The sequence below is a fragment of the Actinomadura sp. NPDC047616 genome (assembly GCF_040642915.1).
In the GTDB taxonomy this organism is placed as follows: domain Bacteria; phylum Actinomycetota; class Actinomycetes; order Streptosporangiales; family Streptosporangiaceae; genus Spirillospora; species Spirillospora miaoliensis.
The window spans coordinates 217,084-234,221 of sequence record NZ_JBEYTB010000010.1 but is presented as its reverse complement, the minus strand read 5'-3'; the positions used below and the strand labels follow the sequence as shown (position 1 = coordinate 234,221).

17 protein-coding genes are annotated in these 17,138 nt (G+C 73.6%); 11 read left to right on the top strand and 6 right to left on the bottom strand.

Annotation, left to right across the window (positions count from 1 at the left end; genetic code table 11):
* The first annotated feature begins 170 nt into the window (after window positions 1–170).
* Both ABZ801_RS24405 and ABZ801_RS24400 read left to right on the top strand, forming a co-directional pair.
* Window positions 171–1,616, top strand: a complete 1,446-nt coding sequence (locus ABZ801_RS24405; protein ID WP_360701672.1) for a hypothetical protein — start codon at window positions 171–173, stop codon at window positions 1,614–1,616.
* A gap of 83 nt (window positions 1,617–1,699) precedes the next feature.
* Window positions 1,700–2,764, top strand: coding sequence for a M14 family zinc carboxypeptidase (locus ABZ801_RS24400; RefSeq protein ID WP_360701669.1), 1,065 nt, complete (start codon window positions 1,700–1,702; stop codon window positions 2,762–2,764).
* Between the two features lie 102 nt (window positions 2,765–2,866).
* Here ABZ801_RS24400 and ABZ801_RS24395 read toward each other — a convergent pair whose 3' ends face one another.
* Entirely contained in the window at window positions 2,867–3,454 is a 588-nt protein-coding gene (locus ABZ801_RS24395) for a CGNR zinc finger domain-containing protein (RefSeq protein WP_360701666.1), read from the bottom strand.
* 70 nt (window positions 3,455–3,524) lie between these two features.
* Here ABZ801_RS24395 and ABZ801_RS24390 point away from each other — a divergent pair, with 70 nt between their 5' ends.
* Complete coding sequence (locus ABZ801_RS24390; protein ID WP_360701663.1) at window positions 3,525–3,764, top strand: hypothetical protein; 240 nt, start codon at window positions 3,525–3,527, stop codon at window positions 3,762–3,764.
* Window positions 3,765–3,893: 129 nt separating this feature from the next.
* Window positions 3,894–5,408, top strand: coding sequence for an Nramp family divalent metal transporter (locus ABZ801_RS24385; protein WP_360701660.1), 1,515 nt, complete (start codon window positions 3,894–3,896; stop codon window positions 5,406–5,408).
* Window positions 5,409–5,426: 18 nt separating this feature from the next.
* Here ABZ801_RS24385 and ABZ801_RS24380 read toward each other — a convergent pair whose 3' ends face one another.
* Entirely contained in the window at window positions 5,427–6,872 is a 1,446-nt protein-coding gene (locus ABZ801_RS24380) for a glutamine synthetase family protein (RefSeq protein ID WP_360701657.1), read from the bottom strand.
* 95 nt (window positions 6,873–6,967) lie between these two features.
* Here ABZ801_RS24380 and ABZ801_RS24375 point away from each other — a divergent pair, with 95 nt between their 5' ends.
* Window positions 6,968–8,131, top strand: coding sequence for an amidohydrolase family protein (locus ABZ801_RS24375; protein ID WP_360701655.1), 1,164 nt, complete (start codon window positions 6,968–6,970; stop codon window positions 8,129–8,131).
* On the opposite strand, the gene ABZ801_RS24370 is transcribed toward ABZ801_RS24375, so the two are convergent.
* Window positions 8,107–8,568 (bottom strand): thioesterase family protein, encoded by a 462-nt coding sequence (locus tag ABZ801_RS24370; RefSeq protein WP_344946535.1) that lies wholly within the window; start codon window positions 8,566–8,568, stop codon window positions 8,107–8,109. The two genes, ABZ801_RS24375 and ABZ801_RS24370, sit on opposite strands and share 25 nt — an antisense overlap.
* 36 nt (window positions 8,569–8,604) lie before the next feature.
* On the opposite strand from ABZ801_RS24370, the gene ABZ801_RS24365 reads away from it, so the two are divergent.
* Together ABZ801_RS24365 and ABZ801_RS24360 are read left to right on the top strand one after the other, a co-directional pair.
* The gene (locus tag ABZ801_RS24365; RefSeq protein WP_360701652.1) at window positions 8,605–9,306 is read left to right on the top strand and encodes a HemK2/MTQ2 family protein methyltransferase; all 702 of its coding nucleotides are present in this window, start codon (window positions 8,605–8,607) and stop codon (window positions 9,304–9,306) included.
* A complete protein-coding gene (locus ABZ801_RS24360; protein WP_360701650.1) occupies window positions 9,278–9,523 on the top strand; it encodes a CDGSH iron-sulfur domain-containing protein in 246 nt (81 codons plus the stop codon). Before ABZ801_RS24365 ends, ABZ801_RS24360 begins: the two co-directional genes overlap by 29 nt.
* 7 nt (window positions 9,524–9,530) lie before the next feature.
* Here ABZ801_RS24360 and ABZ801_RS24355 read toward each other — a convergent pair whose 3' ends face one another.
* The 3 genes from ABZ801_RS24355 to ABZ801_RS24345 all read right to left on the bottom strand — a co-directional run bounded on the left by ABZ801_RS24355 (window position 9,531) and on the right by ABZ801_RS24345 (window position 12,980).
* The gene (locus ABZ801_RS24355; protein WP_360701647.1) at window positions 9,531–10,607 is read right to left on the bottom strand and encodes an iron-containing redox enzyme family protein; all 1,077 of its coding nucleotides are present in this window, start codon (window positions 10,605–10,607) and stop codon (window positions 9,531–9,533) included.
* Between the two features lie 43 nt (window positions 10,608–10,650).
* Window positions 10,651–11,817, bottom strand: coding sequence for a glutamate--cysteine ligase (locus ABZ801_RS24350; protein WP_360701644.1), 1,167 nt, complete (start codon window positions 11,815–11,817; stop codon window positions 10,651–10,653).
* A gap of 113 nt (window positions 11,818–11,930) precedes the next feature.
* Complete coding sequence (locus tag ABZ801_RS24345) at window positions 11,931–12,980, bottom strand: DNA topoisomerase IB (protein ID WP_360701642.1); 1,050 nt, start codon at window positions 12,978–12,980, stop codon at window positions 11,931–11,933.
* A 277-nt stretch (window positions 12,981–13,257) separates the two neighbouring features.
* Here ABZ801_RS24345 and ABZ801_RS24340 point away from each other — a divergent pair, with 277 nt between their 5' ends.
* The 4 genes from ABZ801_RS24340 (at window position 13,258) to ABZ801_RS24325 (ending at window position 17,088) form a co-directional block, all read left to right on the top strand.
* The gene (locus ABZ801_RS24340) at window positions 13,258–14,226 is read left to right on the top strand and encodes a TIGR03557 family F420-dependent LLM class oxidoreductase (protein ID WP_360701640.1); all 969 of its coding nucleotides are present in this window, start codon (window positions 13,258–13,260) and stop codon (window positions 14,224–14,226) included.
* 138 nt (window positions 14,227–14,364) lie between these two features.
* Window positions 14,365–15,603 carry an FAD-dependent oxidoreductase gene (locus ABZ801_RS24335; protein ID WP_360701637.1) on the top strand — a complete coding sequence of 413 codons (1,239 nt, stop codon included), beginning with the start codon at window positions 14,365–14,367 and terminating at the stop codon, window positions 15,601–15,603.
* Window positions 15,604–15,678: 75 nt separating this feature from the next.
* A complete protein-coding gene (locus ABZ801_RS24330) occupies window positions 15,679–15,903 on the top strand; it encodes a hypothetical protein (RefSeq protein WP_344946558.1) in 225 nt (74 codons plus the stop codon).
* A 165-nt stretch (window positions 15,904–16,068) separates the two neighbouring features.
* Window positions 16,069–17,088 carry a LacI family DNA-binding transcriptional regulator gene (locus tag ABZ801_RS24325; protein ID WP_360701632.1) on the top strand — a complete coding sequence of 340 codons (1,020 nt, stop codon included), beginning with the start codon at window positions 16,069–16,071 and terminating at the stop codon, window positions 17,086–17,088.
* The last annotated feature ends 50 nt before the right edge of the window (window positions 17,089–17,138 follow it).

The following is a 17,138-nucleotide window of genomic DNA, read 5'->3' as shown; positions in this document are numbered from 1 at the left end:
GGCCGTCCGAAAACGGCCGGGCGCATGGGCCGGATTACCGGTGTCCACCTGCCGGGCGATCATCTGATCACCAACCGGGCCGGGTTTTTTGTGACTACTCGCCGATTGAGCGCGGCGATCTACGCGTCCACACTTGCCTAGGCCCCTCATCCCCTCGGCGTGGAGGCGCGATGCGTACCCGACCCCAGCGACAGTCCAGGCGTGTCCTCGTCGGCACCGCCGCGGCGGCGGCCTCCGCGCTCGCCATGGCCGGCACGGCGTGGGCCTGCCCGCCCGAGCCCGGCAACCAGCGGACCACCGTGTCGCAGGCCCAGGGCGAGGGACGCGACCTCGGCGCGCACGCCGGCCACGGCAGCGGACCGGTCGGCAAGACGTCCTCCCAGGTGTCCGAGGCGATCAAGGGCGCGCAGCGCGTCGGCAACGTGCCCGACGCCAAGGAGGCCACGTCCCTGGTCTTCATGGACTACGGCTCGGGCCCGCGCAAGCGCACGATCATGTACGTGAGCGGCCGGTTCGGGCTCAAGGCCTACGACGTCAGCGCCGACCCGCGCAGCCCCAAGCTGGTCGGGAAGTTCGACCTGCCCGGCTTCTGGCAGGGCGAGGACACCGAGGCCGACCACAAGCGCAAGATCATCTACCTGTCCCGGGACCCGCGGGCCTTCGGCGGCACCACCGACACCGGCGAGTCCGGCGTCTACGTCATCGACGTGGCCAAGCCCGAGAACCCGCGGCAGATCGCCTACCAGGTGATCCCCGCCGGGCACACCACCTCGTGCATCAACGACTGCCAGTACCTGTGGTCGGGCGGCCCCGCCAAGGCGAACTGGATGCCCGCCGACTGGGGCGGCCGCCCGGTGTGGGTGACGGACGTGCGCAACCCGCGCAAGCCCAAGGTCTTCAAGGACCCCATCGACACCGGCCGCAACGACGGCAAGACCGACTACACCCACGACATCCAGGTCGACTCGGCCGGGGTCGCCTGGGCGTCCGGCCGGGGCGGCGTGCGCGGCTACTACACGAGCGGACGGCACTGGGACCCGGTGAAGAAGCGCCACCGCACGGCCACCGCCTGGGATCCGGTGCCGTACGCGGGCGGCGGCCTGGACGAGGCCACCACCAACTCCTCGTTCATGCACAACAGCTTCCGTGCCGTGGGCCGCACCCGTGACCAGGGGCCCGACCCCCGCAAGTGGGGCGAAGGGCAGGTGCTCGTCGTCACCGAGGAGACCTTCAACGACGGCTGCGCCAACGACGGGCTGCTCGTCATCGCGTCGCTGAAGGGCTCGTACGGGGGTCAGGGCTGGCGGTCCACGCCCGCCAACCCGTTCCGGCTGCAGACCCTCGGCACCTGGGGCGTGGCGGGCCAGGAGGGCAGCCGTCCCGACACCGACGACTGCTCGGCCCACTACTTCGACGTCAAGAACGGCGTGCTGGCCCAGGCGTTCTACTCGCAGGGCACCCGGTTCATCGACGTGCGCGACCCCACCAACCCGCGCCAGATCGCCTACTACCGGCCCGACGACGCCCGCGCATGGGCGGCCTACTACCACGGCGACTACGTGTACGTGGCCGACCACGCCCGCGGCATCGACATCCTGAAGACCACCTTCCGCTGAGGCGGCACGCGCGGCGGGTCCAGGAAACCCCAAAGCCCTCCGAGGTCACATCCCCCGAACCCCCCATCTGGAGGAATCCCCCCGTGACGCATCCGCGTGCCCGCACCGGAACCGTCGGCCTGGCCGCACTCGCGATGGCCGCCGGAGCACTGGTGGCCCCGGCCCACGCCACGACGATCACCGCCGCCCCGCAGGCCGCCGCGCCCCAGGCGCAGAAGGGCGGCGTCCGGCTGCACAGCAACGCCGAGCTGGCGCGCACCCTCAAGCAGATCGAGCGCGCCTCCCACGGGCGGGTCACCGTCCGCAGCGTCGGCAAGTCCAACGAGGGCCGTCCCATCTGGTTCGCCACGCTCGGCTCCGGACCCAGGCGAGTGATGTACGTGACGCAGCAGCACGGCGACGAGCCCCTGGGCACCGAGTCGGCCCTGGCCGCGCTGCGCACCCTGGGCCAGTCCGACAGCCGCGCCGCCCGCGCCGTCCGCTCGAAGATCACGCTGGGGATCGTGGTGCGCGCCAACCCCGACGGCCACGAGCACCAGTGGCGCTACAACTACGACCCCGACGCCGACCCCGAGTACGGCGAGCCCGGCAAGGGCTACGACATCAACCGCTACCACGACCCGGCCGTCGCGCCCGGCGACAACCCGGCGACCGAGGCCGCGGTGATCCAGCGGACCTACGCCGCGTTCCGCCCGTCGATCGTCGTCGACTACCACATGCAGGGCCGCTACGCCTTCCCGCCGCCGGACGGCCGCGAGATCACCACGTCGATCCTGTGGCCGAACCACCCGTCGGTGTCCGCCGCCGCGCTGCGCCGCTCCAAGCAGGTCGGCGTGGCGGTGCACGACGCGTTCACCCGCGCGGGCGCCGTGGTGTCGCAGTACCCGGGCGGCACCTACCAGGGCATCGCGCGCAACGCCTACGGCCTGCTCGGCAGCGCCTCCCTGCTGGTCGAGCTGAGCGCCCTGCCGCCCGAGCGCGAGCACTTCCAGGTCCGCACGGCCTACCGGTCGATGGTCGAGCTGGCCGAGGCCGCCGCGTCCGGCGCCCTTGACCGCCTCGACCCGGCCGCCGCCGACAGGATCCCGCCGCGGGGCCCGTCGCTCCCCGGCGGCGCCTCGGCGGCCCGGGACCACGGCACCCACTGATCCCTTCTCCTCCCCCCAACGCCCCGTCCCGCCCTCGGCGGGACGGGGCGTCCCGCTGTCCGGACGACCGGCACCGTGCCCCAGCGGCGTCCCGGCCGCGGCTCAGAGCCCGGAGTCGTCGGGCCCGGAGTCGCCGGGGCCGGGGTCGGCGTCGCGGGGGGCGCGCCGGCGGGCGCGGAAGGCGGCGACGTTGGTGCGGTTGGCGCAGTTCTCCGAGCAGAACCGGCGCCGCCCGGCGCGCGAGGTGTCGGCGTAGACGCGGTCGCAGCCGGGCGCGGCGCACACGCCCGTGCGGCTCAGCCCGTGCTCGACCACCAGCTCCGACAGGTTCATCAGCGTCGTCGCGCGGAAGCGGTGCGGCAGGCGCGCAGACGGCGGCGCGTAGTGGATGTGCAGGCCGTGCGGGTCGTGGTCAGCCAGGTGGGGGTGCATGGGCACCTCCGCCATCAGCTCGTTGAGCAGCGCCACGGCCTGCTCCAGTTCGGTGGCCTCGAAGAACGGCCGCAGCGCCCGCCCCCAGCGGCGGAACGGCTCGGCGTCGCGCGACTCGAACTGGTGCCAGAAGAAACCGTTCTCGCGCAGCACCGCCCGCAGCGCGTCCTCGCCGTCATCGCCGTCCCGTGAGGTGACCGCGTTCACCAGGGCCACGGCGGCCGCGACCCCGTGGCTCTTGTATCCCGTGATCCGCATCGTTGCCCCGGCTCCCACTCCCATGTCATGCTGTAAACGACATATTAGTTATAACCCTTACGGACGTCCGGTGGGAACGCCGGAGACACAGACGGACGGGAGCGTCGTGGACGAGTGCCCGCGCTGCGGCTGGCCGGAAAGCGAGATCTACCAGGTGCTGTCGCGGCACCTGACCTCCGAGGGAGTGGTCGCCTACACCCGCTGCGCCTGCGGTGAGGTGCAGGTCCGCGTGCAGCCGTACGCGGCCGGACGGGTGGTCACGGCCTCGTGCGGTCCCTCCCGCACCGACCCCGCTCCACCCGGCTTGTGAGCCCGGCGCGCCGGAGCTGACGCCGCGAAATCCGGAAAACGTTTGCTGGAGGGGGTTGTCGGCGTCGCCTCGGTGACGGATCATGCAGTCAGCCGAGGAAGTCGGGGGCGCGTCCGCCTGGAGATCCGTATGGCCGGCCCCACCCCCGCCCCCGACGCTCGCTCCGCCACCCGCCCGCTCGGCGTCAGCCGGCCCGACCTGCCGATCACTGACCTGCCCACCCCCGAAGAGGTCTTCGGGGTGCGCCGCATCGGCCCCCGCGAGCTGTTCCGCCACGCGCTCGGGCCGAGCCTCATCGCGCTCGGCATCTCGATCGGCAGCGGCGAGTGGCTGCTCGGCCCGCAGGCGGTCGGCCAGTTCGGCTTCGAGGGCGTCGGCTGGGTCATCGTCGTGTCGGCGGTGCTGCAGACCCTCTACAACATCGAGTGCTCCCGGTACGTGATGGCGACCGGTGAGGCGCCGGTGGTCGGCTGGGGCCGCGTCCCGCCCGGCTGGTTCCTGTGGGTGCCGCTGTCGGTCCTGGTGGTGATCTTCGCGTTCATCGCGGGCGGCTGGGCCGCGTCCGCCGGGCAGGGCATGTACGCGCTGGTGCACGGGGAGGTGCCGGGGGAGGGCGCCGAGGAGCCGCGGCTGTGGGCGATCGCGCTGCTGGTCGTCGTCTTCCTGATCGCCGCCGGGGCACGGCGCGTGTCGCGCGCGCTGGAGCTGGCCAACTGGCTGATGGTCGGGACGATCCTGCTCGGCCTGCTGATCCTGTGCCTGTTCGTGGTGCCCTTCGGGCTGTGGTGGGACGGCCTCAAGGGCTTCGTCACCCCGGCCGCGCCGCCCGACGGCATCACCGCCACCCAGATCGGCGGGCTGGCCGGGTTCACCGCGCTGGCGTCCGGGCTGAACTGGTACGTCATGGGGCACTACCGCGACAAGGGCTACGGCATGGGCCACCGCGCCGGGTTCATCGCCGGGATGCGCGGCGAACGCGTCAAGCTCCTGCCCAGCGGCGTGACCTTCCCCGACGACGAGAAGAACACCGCGCTGTGGCGCCGCTGGTACCGGCTGCTGCTGGCGGACATGTGGGGCGTGTTCTTCGTCGGTGCGATGCTCGGCATGCTGCTGCCGACGATCCTGATGGCCCGCGCCGTCGAGCTGACCGGCACCCGGCCCACGCAGGCCGACATGCCCACGTTCGTCGCCTCCGCCCTCGACGCCGAGTACGGGCGGTGGCTGTTCTACCTGGCGCTGCTGCTGGGCGTGCTGGTGCTGTTCAGCACCCAGCTGGGGATCTTCGAGGGGATGGTGCGGGCGGCGACCGACACCGCGCACGCCACCAGCCCCCGCCTGCGCGCGCTCCTGGAGGGCGACCCGCGCCGCCTGTACTACCCGTTCATGCTGGTGCTGCTGGTGGTCATCGCGGTCGTCCTGCACCTCGCGCTGCCGGTCAGCCTGGTGCAGTGGTCGGCCAACATGTCCAACCTGGGCGCGCTGATCTACCCGTTCATGCTGATGTACCTGAACTCCCGGTTGCCGCGGGCGGCGCGGCCCCGGCCGTGGCACCACGCGATCCTGGTGCTGAACTTCCTGTTCTTCGGGTTCTTCTTCGTCAACTTCGTGGCCGACTTCGTGGGCGACCCGCTCGTCACGTTCTAGGCGGGACGGCGCGCCGGGTCAGTGCCGCCAGCGGGTCGCGGCGGCGATCTCCTCCGGGGAGGCCCCGTCCAGCAGGTCGATCTCGCCGCGCCGTACGGCGGCGACGGTGTCGATCACGGCCTCGCCCAGCGCGTCGCGCAGCACCGGATCGGCCTCGAACGCCCGCACCGCCGCGCCGAGCGAGGTGGGCAGCCGGACGATGCCGCGTCCGGCCAGGTCCGCCGGCTCCAGGGAGGCCGGGTCGACGTCGACCGGGGCGGGCAGCACGGCCTCCGCGCCGATCCCGGCACGGCCCGCGGCCAGCAGCGCCGCCAGCGCCAGATAGGGGTTGGCGGCGGCGTCGAAGCACTTGATCTCCAGGTTGGCCGCCTGCGCCCGCTCGTCGTCCGGCCCGGTGACGAACCGCAGCGCCGCCTCGCGGTTCTCCAGGCCCCAGCAGGCGTAGGCGCCCGCCCAGTGCGACGGGATCAGGCGCAGGTAGCTGGCCACCGACGGCGCGCCGACCGCCAGCAGCGCGGGCAGCCGCTCCAGGATGCCCGCCGCGAACGACTCCGCGGCGGCCGTCATCCCGAACGGGCCGTCGCCGCCGGTCATGGCGTTCACCGGCCCCGCGCCGTCCGCGGGCTCCGGCGCGCCGTCCCGCCACAGGCTCAGGTGGACGTGCTGGCCGTTGCCGACCGCGTCCGCCTCCACCTTCGGGGAGAACGAGGCCGCCAGCCCGTGCCGCAACGTCACCGCCCGGATCGTCTCGCGCACCAGCACGGCGGTGTCGGCCGCGCCCACGGGGTCCTCGGGCGCCACGGATAGCTCGTACTGCCCGGCCGAGTACTCGGGGTGGATCTGCACCACCGTCACGCCGGTGGCGGCCAGCGACGTGAGCACGTCGCGCAGGTAGTCGGGCAGCTCGCTGATCCGCGTCATGCCGTAGGCGGGGCCGTGGCAGGCCGGGACGAAACCGTCGTCGTCGCCGTCGCCCTCGGACACCACCCACTCGATCTCGAACGCCGCGCGCACCGACCAGCCGCCCGCGGCCAGCCGGGCGGTCTCGCGGCGCAGCAGCGCCCGGGCGTCCAACGGGTGCACGGTGCCGTCCTGGGCGTACCGGTCGGCGGGGGCCCACGCCCAGCCCGGCAGCGCCGCCAGCGGCGTCAGGCGGTCGAGGTCGGGATGCAGCCGCAGGTCGCCGACCGGCCCGCCGGCGTACCGGCCGGTGGTGATCGAGTCGTCCAGCAGGAAGGCGTCGAACACGGGCGACATGCCGACGCCCCACTCGGCCGCGTGCCCGAGACGCGCCGTCGGCACCGCCTTGGTGCGGGTGATGCCGCTCGTGTCGACCCACGTCAGCGCCACCGCCACCACGTCCTGGTCGCCCAGGGCCCGGGCCGCCGCGGCGGCGCGCCTGCCGAGCCGGTCGCGTGCCGCGCGGTCCAGCGGCGGCCACGCGTCATCCAGGACTGCTACCACGACGGCCCCCTGGTCGCAGATCGCATCGGGTGCGAAGGCTGTTCCTACGGGCATCGTAGAAGTCGGGTCGATCCGAGGCCACGACCATGCGTCGATTGGGGGACGCCGTGTTCGAGGAGAAGATCGAGACGCTGCCGCTGGTGGACCACCACTGCCACGGCGTCGTCCGCGGCGACCTCGGCCGCGCCGCGTTCGAGTCGCTGCTGACCGAGGCCGACGAGGCCGGGGAGCTGGGCGGCAGCCTGTTCCACTCGCGGATCGGATTCGCGGTGCGGCGCTGGTGCGCGCCGGTGCTCGACCTGCCCGTCCACGCCGACCCGGAGGACTACCTCGCGCGCCGGGCCGAACTGGGCGCGGCCGAGGTGAACCGCCGGTTCCTGCGGGCGGCGGGCCTGGAGGCGCTGTGCGTGGACACCGGCTACATCCCCGACTCGCTGCTGGAGCCCGCCGAACTGGGCGGCCTGGCCGACGCGCCCGCGCACGAGATCCTGCGGCTGGAGACGCTGGCCGAGGAGGTCGTCGCCGACGGTGTGGGCGCCTCGGCGTTCGCCGGGGAGGTGCGCACCCGGCTGGAGGCCCGCGCGCCGCGGGTGGCCGGGTTCAAGTCGATCGCCGCCTACCGGGCCGGGCTGGAGCTGTCGGGGAAGCGGCCGTCGGGCGAGGAGGTGACGAAGGCGGCCGGGCGCCTGCTCCGGGACACCGAGCGCGGCCTGGCCGGATGCGACGCCCCGCCGCGCATCCAGGACGAGGTGCTGCACCGCTTCCTGGTGTGGTGCGCGTGCGACATCGGGCTGCCGATCCAGTTCCACGTCGGCTACGGCGACGCCGAGGCCGACCTGCGCCGCGGTGACCCGCTGCTGCTCACCGGCCTGCTCCAGGAGCTGTCCCGCAAGAACGTCCCGGTCATGCTGCTGCACAACTACCCGTTCCACCGCAACGCCGGCTACCTGGCGCAGGTGTTCCCCAACGTCTTCGTCGACGTCAGCCTGGGCACCCACAACCTCGGTGACCGGGCGCCCGTCATCCTCGCCGAGCTGATGGAACTGGCGCCGTTCGGCAAGGTGCTGTTCGCCTCCGACGCCTACGGCCTGCCCGAGCTGTTCCACCTGGGGGCGCTGCAGTTCCGCCGCGGCCTGGGGCGCGTCCTCGCCGAGGGCGTGGCCGAGGGCTCCTGGACGGAGCGCGACGCCGCGCGCGTCGCCGAGATGATCGCGTCGGGCAACGCCCGCCGTGCCTACCGGCTCGACGAACGCTTCTGATCCGTGGCGGCTGCGCCGTTCGAGGCGGCCTGGCCGTCCAGCGCCCGGCGCACCTCGTCCGGGACGGGCACGGGCCGGTGCGTCCCCGGCCGGATGCTGATCATCACGAACTCCGCCTCGCCGATCGGACGGCCGTCCATGGACAGGCTCACCGCGATGTCGAACGACGTCCGCCCCCACCGCGTCACGCGCGGTCGCAGCTCGATCACGTCGTGCACGCGCGCCGGAGCCGACCACTCCATCGCCGCCTTCTTGACCATGTACTCGAACCGGTCGAGGTATCCGGCGTCGAGCGAGTGCCGGAACCACTGGTCGAGGGCGTCGTCGAGGTAGACGAAGTAGTTGGCGTTGAACACCACGCCCTGCATGTCGCACTCGCTGTACCGCACCCTGATCCGGTGCGTGAAGCCCGTCGCCGGGTGCCGATCGTCCGTCACGGAACGACTGTATCTCCGTCTTGTCTGGATTTGATCATGTTTGGCAGGTGTGTGGAGGGTATTCGGCGAAAGATGTGGATGTTGAGGCTGCCGGGGGTGTATCGCCCGCAGGCGGACACGGCCCTGCTCACCGAGGCCCTGCGGCAGGCGACCGTGCCGCGCGGCGCCCGAGTGCTGGACCTGTGCACCGGCACCGGTGCGGTCGCGGTGGCGGCGGCGCGCGAGACGGCGGGGGCGGTCGTCGCGGTGGACCTGTCCGTCCGGGCCGTGCTGGCCACCCGGGTCAACGCGCGCCTTCGGGGAGCGCGCGTGCGCGTGCACCGCGGCGACCTCCTTACGCCCGTCGCGGGCGAACTGTTCGACGTCATCCTGGCCAACCCCCCGTACGTTCCGTCGGGGCGGTTCCCGCCGCCGCGGCACGGACGGTCCCGCTGCTGGGACGCGGGCCCCGACGGGCGTGCGCTGCTCGATCGGATCTGCGACCAGGCGCCCAGGCACCTGGCGCCGGGCGGGACGCTGCTGGTCGCCCAGTCGTCGGTGTGCGGGGTGGACGACACGCTGCGCGCCCTGCGGGCCGCCGGGCTGAAGACGTCGGTGGCGGCGCGCAGGCGCGAGCCGTTCGGGCCGGTCATGCGGTCCCGGACGGCCGACCTGCTGGCCCGGGGCGCGATCCGGCCCGGGCAGGACGACGAGGAACTGGTGGTGATCCGTGCCGACCACACCCGGCCCCGCGGATGAGGCGGCCGCGCCGCGGCGCCGCGTCCTGGCCGACCGCGGCGGGCCCATCCTGGTCGAGGGCCCGGTCGAGGTGGTGCTGCCCGACGGGACCTCGGTCACCTCGGACCGCTTCATGGTCGCGTTGTGCGCCTGTGGCGCCAGCGGCCGCTACCCGTTCTGCGACACCAGCCACCGCCGGTGCCGCAAGTCCCGCGACCGGCGCGGCACCGGCTCCTGACGCGGCGTCAGCCCCGTGACGCCGCGAGCCGGGGGGAGGGCAGCGGGTGCCGCAGGGAGCTGCGGCCCGCCCGCCAGCACGCCAGCACGTGCTCGCCGAACCGGTCCTCCAGCAGTTCGGTGGCCTGCGCGCCGAACACCACGTCGGCGGCCAGCTCCGGCTCGTGGGCGAGCAGGTCCCCGACGACCTCGTGCCGCAGCACCTGCTCGTGGACGGCGTCGGCCTCGATGTGCTCGGTGTAGAAGCGGGTGCACCGCGGGCCCGCCCCGAGCCGCCGCAGGGCCCGCGCCATCCGCCGCGCCGTGGGCGGCGTGGTGATCTCGGCGGCGGCGAAGTGCCCGACCATCGCGCCGCGCAGCCCCCGGTGCAGCCCGAACAGCGACATCATCGACACGATCGCCAGCATCGGCGCCGGGACGAGATCCAGGTAGCGGCCGTAGCGGGAGTCCAGGCCGAGATCGTCCATCAGGTCGGCGAACAGCGTGGCGTGCACCGCCTCGGCCCGGCCGCCGCCGAACTCGTCGAACTCCACCGCGACCAGGGACGCCTTGGCCCGCCCGCGCAGCCGCGGGATCACCCAGGCGTGCGGGTCGGCCTCCTTGAGGTGGTAGGCCGAGCGGTGCGCCACGAACTCGCGCAGCTGCCACCGCTCCCCGTGGTCGCGCAGGTGGTGCGAGACGCCGTAGGCGTCCGCCGGCTCCTCCAGCAGCGCGCTCAGCGTCCCCTCGACGTCGTCGCCGCCGGGCGTGTCGGCGCGCAGCGCGTCGAGGAAGACGCGCTCCATCCCGCCCCGCAGCCGCAGCAGGTCCGGTGACCACTCCCAGGCCGTGTCCACCCCGTCGAACCCGCGGTAGTGCAGCTCGTAGCAGGTGTAGAGGGCGAGCTGCAGGTCCTCCCCGTACGGGTCGGCGGACCGGCGCAGGACGGGATGGGCGGCCGCGAGCAGCGGCGGCGCGGGTTCGGACGCCGGTCGGCGCAGCGCCGTCACCACGGCCTCCGACAGCGGCCCGCGCGGCTCGGGCAGCGGCGGGGCCGGCTCACGGGTGGTCGGGGGGAAGGTGGAACCGGTCGGGGTCAGGGTCATGCTCTCTCCCGTCGCCTTGGGACCTTCGCGCACCGGTACCCGTTCAGGACGGGCCCATGCTTCGCGTCGGTCCGGCCTGCCGCTCGGCCTGCCGGCGTCCCGCCGCCTGCCGCACCAGCAGGTCCAGCACGGCCCGGGGGCCGCCGCGCGCGTCGGCGTGCCGCTGCCGCTCGGCGCCCGTCCCGTCCCGCAGCACCCCCGCCAGCAGCGCGCGGACCTCGGCCAGGTCTCCGGTGTCCTCCAGCGCGGGCGTGACGTGATCGATCAGCTCGGCGGCCAGCTCGGCGGCGGGCACGCGGCGTTCCCGCAGCGGATGCACCCCGGGGCCGGTCATGCCGTACCGGGCGGCCGACCACAGCGCCACCGCGCACACCTCCTGCGGCACGTGCGGCGCCTCCCGCCCCGCCGCCAGGTCGGCCAGCGCCGTGCGCACCAGCGCCCGCGACAGCCCCGCCTGCAACGTGGCGTCCTCGACGGTGGCCGCGGCGTCCGCCCCGCGCAGCTCCACGGTCGGCAGCCGGGGCGAGGGACGGGCCAGCCAGAACGTCATGGCCGTGTCCACCATCGCCCCGCAGTCGACCAGCCGGGCCAGCTCGCGCTCGTACGCGGCGACCGATCCGAACCACGGCGGCACCCCCGAGCAGGGGAACCGGCCCATCTTCTCGGTCACCCGGCAGCTGGCGAACCCGCGGTCGCGGCCCCGGTCGATCGGCGAGTTGACCGCCAGCGCCACCAGCGTTGGCAGCCAGGGACGCAGGTGGTTGACCACCGCGAGCGCGGTCTCCCGGTCCGGGACGCCGACGTGGACGTGGCAGCCGCACACCTCGTAGTCGGCGAACACGCCGCCGCCCATCTCGGCGATCCGCTGGAACCGCTCGCCGGGGGAGAACGCGAACGCCGGCGCGGGGGCGGCGGCGATCGCCGTCCCCGTCGACACCAGGCGCGCGTCCTCCGCGCGGGCCGCGTCGGCCAGCAGGGCCCGGGACTCGCGCAGCTGGCGGCGCACCTCGTCCAGCCGGGTGCACACCCCGGTGGCGGCCTCCACCTGCGTCCTCAGCAGCTCCGCCTGGAGCCTGGTGTCGGGGGCGGGCAGGGGAGCGGCACGCGCGCGTGCCAGCACCGGCTCGGCGCGTGCGACCGTCGCTCCGGTCACCGGGTCCACCAGGAGGAACTCCTCCTCGACCCCCATGGACAGCCCTGCGTCCGACATGTCCACCCCCCTGTTGACCAGCCGTTCCTACCCGTTTTGTCGGCCCGTTCCCCATGGCGGGAGCCGTCGGACGCGCGGGCGGCGGCCGACCGGGGCGGGACGCGGACGGAAGGTCAGCCGTCGCCCCCGTCCTCGCCGGAGGCGCGCAGCAACAACTCGCGGACGGCCTGCTCGGTCCTGCCCTGCGTGGCCAGCTCCCCGAACCCGGCGTCCCGGCCGAGCTCGGGCAGGGCGTGGGCGATGGTCTCGCCGCGCTCGTACCGCTCGATGATCCGCGGGTCGATGTAGGAGGCGCGCGCCACGGCCGGGGTGTTGCCCAGATAGTCGGCGACCTCCTGCACGACCCGGCGGACCGCCTTGGCGCGGGCCGTCGGGGAGGAGTCCGAGGTCCGCGCCGACACCGCCAGGCCCACCGCCGCCAGCACGGTCGCGTGCCAGGTGCGGAAGTCCTTGGCGGTGAAGTCGCCCCCCGAGATCTCCCGCAGGTAGTCGTTGATGTCCTCCGCCCGCACGTTGCGCCACCCGCCGTCACCGTCGCGGTAGGCCAGCAGCTCCTCGCCCCCGCCGGTGCGGCGCTTGAGCCCGCGCACGACCGCGCAGACGCTCTCCTCGGCGACCGCCTGCTCGCGCTCCTTGGCGCCCTTGGCCGTGTACTCGAAGATCACCTCGCCGTGGCGGCACTGCACGTGCTCCCGCGTGATCGTGGCCAGGCCGTAGGTGCCGTTCTCGTCGGCGTACTCCCGGCCGCCGGACCGGAAGAACCCCAGGTCGATCAGCCGGACCGCGGCGGCCAGCACGCGTTCGCGGGAGAACCCCCGGCCGGTCAGGTGCTCGGCCGTGATCTCGCGGACGCGCGGCAGCGCGGCGGCGAACTCCAGGACCCGGTCGTGCTTGTCGGCGTCCCGCCGCCTGCGCCACTCGTCGTGGTAGCGGTACTGCAGGCGGCCCGCCGAGTCGCGGCCCACCGCCTGGATGTGGCCGTCCGGCGTCGGACATATCCATACCTGCGTCCACGCCGGGGGGATGGTCAGGTTCTTGATCCGCGTGAGCTGCTCGGGGTCCCGCAGGGGCGTGCCGTCCGGTCTCAGGTAGCGGAACCCGCGTCCGCACCGGCGGCGCCGGAACCCCGGTTCAGCCGGATCACTGCGTCGCAGCCTCGACACTTCCGCGATCATCGCCTCTCGCCCGGGGATCGTTCGGCCGACGGTCTACCCGGCGCCGGAACGGTCATTCCGCCGGGGCCCCGGGATGTCGGTAGAGTGCGAGGCGCCCGGCCTCCGGCACGGCTCATTCCCCGTCTATCGCGGGAGCACTGCATTCACCCGCCGGAGGCCGGGCGCCCGCCCCCTCCACCGGCCACTTCCGCAGGCAGGCCACCGACTCCTGCCCGGCCACGGGCAGCGGTGAATCTTCGCCGGCAGGCCGGGTAGCGCAGCGTGCATGGAATTCGGATACACGCTGCTCTGCGAACAGACGCCGCCCAAACAGCTCGTCGAGGACCTGGTGGGGGCCGAGGCCGCCGGATTCGACTACTCGGTCATCTCCGACCACTACTTCCCGTGGATCGAGGAGCTGGGGCACTCGGCCTATGTCTGGTCCGTGCTCGGGGCGCTGGCGCAGGCCACCGAGCGGATCCCGCTGATGACGTACGTCACCTGCCCCATCGTGCGCTACCACCCGGCCGTGGTGGCGCAGAAGGCCGCCACCGTGGGGGTGCTGTCGGACGGGCGGTTCACCCTCGGCCTGGGCGCGGGCGAGAAGCTCAACGAGCACGTGGTCGGCCGCGACTGGCCGCCGGTGGACGTGCGGCACGAGATGCTCGCCGAGGCCGTGGAGATCATCCGCCGGCTGTTCGGCGGCGGGTACGTCAACCACCGCGGACGGCACTTCACGGTCGAGTCCGCCAGGCTCTACGACCTGCCCGAGCAGCCCGTCCCCATCGGCGTGGCCGCATCCGGGCCGCGTTCGGGCGGGCTGGCGGCCGAGCGGGGCGACATGCTCGTCACCGACCGGCTCATGCCGGAGGTCGTCAAGGTGTTCCGGGACGGCGGAGGCGCGGGCAAGCCGGTGCACGGGCAGCTCCCGGTGTCGTTCGGGAGCGACCCCGACGAGGCGCTGCGGCACGCGCACCGGCTGTGGAAATGGGGCCTTTCCGGATGGAAAGTAATGTCCGAACTGCCCGGTCCGGTCAATTTCGAGGCGGCGTCCCAGAATGTTCGGGCCGAGGACGTCGCCGCGGCGGTGCCGTGCGGCGACGATGTGGAGGAGTATGTTCGGCGGGTGGCGCAATGGGCCGATGCCGGATACACCCACCTCGCGTTCTGTCAGATCGGCGCCGAACGGCAGAAGGACTTCCGCGACTGGGCGCGGGCCGAGCTGCTGCCCGCCCTGCGTGCGCGATTCTCCTGATCAACTAAAGCCGCGGCCAATCTTCATTCGGGAGTAGTCGCAGGTACTGGCGTGTTCCCGTGTCCCTGTCGCAGGATCGTCCAGACAGGTGGGTGCGATTCGGTTCAACGGTGGAGGGGCGCGGTAGTGAACGCTTCCATGGCAGATGTGGCGGTGGTGGGCGCCGGCCCCTATGGGCTTTCCGTGGCGGCGCACACCGCCGCCCTCGGATTGGACGTCGTCGTGTTCGGTGAGCCCATGGGGACCTGGGCGCGGAACATGCCGCGGGGAATGCTGCTGAAATCCGAACCGCAGAATTCCGGCCTGGCCGCTCCGGGGAACTCCCACAGTTTCGTGGCGTTCTGTGAGATCAACAGCCTGCCGTGCGCGCGGAGCCTGCCGATTCCGGTGGAACGTTTCGTCGACTACGGCCGGTGGTTCCAGCGGCAGGCCGTGCCGCACCTGGATCCGTCGATGGTGACCGCGGTGCGGACCGCCGGCGGCGGGTTCGTGCTGGAGCTGGCCAACGGCGACCAGGCGCGGGCACGGGCGGTCGTGCTCGCGGTGGGCGTCGTGCCGTTCGCCCGCCGCCCCGAGCCGCTGGCCGCCTTCCCCTCCACGCTGGCCAGCCACACCATCGACCACCACGACCTCAGTGGTTTCACCGGACGGGACGTGACCGTCGTCGGCGCGGGCCAGGCCGCCCTGGAGACCGCGGTGCTGCTGGACGAGGCCGGCGCCCGGGTGCGGCTGGTCGCCCGCGCCGAGCGGCTGCGCTGGAACGGCGTTCCCGTGCCGCGCCGCCCGCTGCGGGACCGGGTCCTCGCGCCCGAGTCGGGTCTCGGATCGGGCTGGCGGACCTGGGTGTACGCGAACATGCCGCACACGGTGCGGCGCCTGCCGGGCTCCACCCGCCGGCACATCGCCCGCACCGCGCTGGGACCGGCCGGCGCCTGGTGGCTGCGCGACCGGTTCGTCGACCGCGTGCCCACGCTGCTGGGTTACCGGATCACCGACGCCGCGGCCGACGGCGACCGGGTCCGGCTGTCGCTCACCGACGCCGACGAACGGCCCCACCAGATCGACACCGACCACGTCGTCTGCGGCACCGGCTTCGTGGTCGACCTGCGCCGCCTGCCCCTGCTGGACCCGGTCCTGGCCGACGGGCTGCGGCGGGACGGCCTGGCGCCCTGGCTGTCGCCGTACTTCGAGACGTCCATGCCGGGCCTGTACGCGGTCGGGTTGATGGCCAAGCAGACGTTCGGGCCGGGCATGCAGTTCGTCCAGGGCACCGCGTTCGCCGCACGCAGGGTCGCCGCCCACCTGGCGCGGACGCTCCCGCGCAGGTCGGTGGCGGTGCCCGCCGAGGCGGTCAGGGCGGGCGCCGCCGCCCGGTGACGCGGCCCCCGGGTGTCGGGACCGGCTGCCTGGGTACGAGCAGGCGGATCACGCCGTCACCGGGGGAGGATCGCGATGCCGCACTACTCGTGGTACCCGGAGGACGATCCGCGTCACCACACCGGCAGGCTGCACGACATGCTCACCGCCGTCATCCGGCACGCCCGGGAGGATCTCGGCAAGGTCGATGACCCGAGGGCGCAGGCGCTCCTGGAGACCACCGCCGAGGTGTGCACCGGCCTGAAAACGGCCTTCGAGCACTACGAACGCCAGGAGCCCGCCTGGCGCGAGCACGACTGAACCGGCACCCGCGTCCGTCCGTCCGCACGCGTCCGTCCGCGTGCGGCCACATGGTCGTCATCCCCTTGACACATGCCCGAAACAGTGCCAATTTGATCGCTCACACGGCGGTTTGAACGATCAAATCGCCCGGTGCCCGACGAACCAATGGGGGTGACGGGACCCATGCGCGATCGCAGCGGCGTGACCATCTCCGAGGTCGCCGCGGCCGCCGGGGTCTCGCGCCAGACGGTGTCGAACGTGCTGAACGCGCCCGACCGGGTCGCCCCCGCCACCGCCGAACGGGTCCGCCGGGCGATCGACGAGCTGGGCTACCTGCCCAACCGGGCCGCGCGCAACCTGCGCGAGCGCACCAGCCGCTGCATCGGCTTCAAGATCGCTCCGCCGAGCGGGCTGAACAACCTGCTGGACCGGTTCCTGCACGCGCTGGCCGAGTCGGCCGGCGGCGTCGGCTACCACCTGCTGCTGTTCAGCGCGTCCACGGTGGACGAGGAGCTGGCCGCCTACGCCGAGCTGATCGGCACCGGCACCGTCGACGGGTTCGTGCTGGCCGACATCGACACCGCCGACGAGCGGCTGGACTGGTGCGCCGAACGCGGCATCCCCTGCGTCAGCTTCGGCCGTCCGACCGTCCCCGGGCCGTGCTCGTGGGTGGACGTCGACGGCGGCGACGGGCTGGCGCAGTCGGTCGACCACCTGGTCGCCCGCGGCCACCGCCGCATCGCCTACCTGGGCTGGCCCGAGGGCCCGCGGGTCGGCGACGAACGGCGCGCCGGATGGCGGGCGGCCATGCGCCGGCACGGCCTGGCCACCGAGGGGCTGTCGGGCGCCAGCGCCGAGGACCCCGCCGAGGTCGCGGCGGTGGCGCGGCGGCTGGTGCGGCAGCCGGACCCGCCCACCGCGTTCGCCTGCGGCAGCGACACCTTCGCCGTCGCGGCCCGCCAGGCGGTCGGCGCCGACCCCGCCGGGCGTCCCCGCGTGGAGGTCGTCGGCTACGACGACTCCCCGTCGGCGGCGCTGATGACCCCGCCGCTGTCGAGCGTGCGCCAGCCGCTCGACCAGGTGGCGTACCACGTCGTCGACCTGCTGGTCCGGCAGTTCCGCGCACCCGGCGGCCCGCCGGAGGGGGTGATGTTGCGTCCGGAACTGGTGGCCCGGGAGCGGCCCGGCCAAAACCCCCGCTAGCCCGTGCCGTGCGTCCCGGAACCGAGCGGGACGCGGCGGGGCGGACGGGG

Bases quoted from the DNA above. Each gene is read 5' to 3' on its own strand.
- ABZ801_RS24405 (WP_360701672.1), top strand. From the start codon at position 171: ATGCGTACCCGACCCCAGCGACAGTCCAGGCGTGTCCTCGTCGGCACC.
- ABZ801_RS24325 (WP_360701632.1), top strand. From the start codon at position 16,069: ATGCGCGATCGCAGCGGCGTGACCATCTCCGAGGTCGCCGCGGCCGCC.
- ABZ801_RS24340 (WP_360701640.1), top strand. From the start codon at position 13,258: ATGGAATTCGGATACACGCTGCTCTGCGAACAGACGCCGCCCAAACAG.
- ABZ801_RS24355 (WP_360701647.1), bottom strand. From the start codon at position 10,607: ATGACCCTGACCCCGACCGGTTCCACCTTCCCCCCGACCACCCGTGAG.
- ABZ801_RS24395 (WP_360701666.1), bottom strand. From the start codon at position 3,454: ATGCGGATCACGGGATACAAGAGCCACGGGGTCGCGGCCGCCGTGGCC.
- ABZ801_RS24385 (WP_360701660.1), top strand. From the start codon at position 3,894: ATGGCCGGCCCCACCCCCGCCCCCGACGCTCGCTCCGCCACCCGCCCG.
- ABZ801_RS24330 (WP_344946558.1), top strand. From the start codon at position 15,679: ATGCCGCACTACTCGTGGTACCCGGAGGACGATCCGCGTCACCACACC.
- ABZ801_RS24365 (WP_360701652.1), top strand. From the start codon at position 8,605: ATGTTTGGCAGGTGTGTGGAGGGTATTCGGCGAAAGATGTGGATGTTG.
- ABZ801_RS24335 (WP_360701637.1), top strand. From the start codon at position 14,365: ATGGCAGATGTGGCGGTGGTGGGCGCCGGCCCCTATGGGCTTTCCGTG.
- ABZ801_RS24350 (WP_360701644.1), bottom strand. From the start codon at position 11,817: ATGTCGGACGCAGGGCTGTCCATGGGGGTCGAGGAGGAGTTCCTCCTG.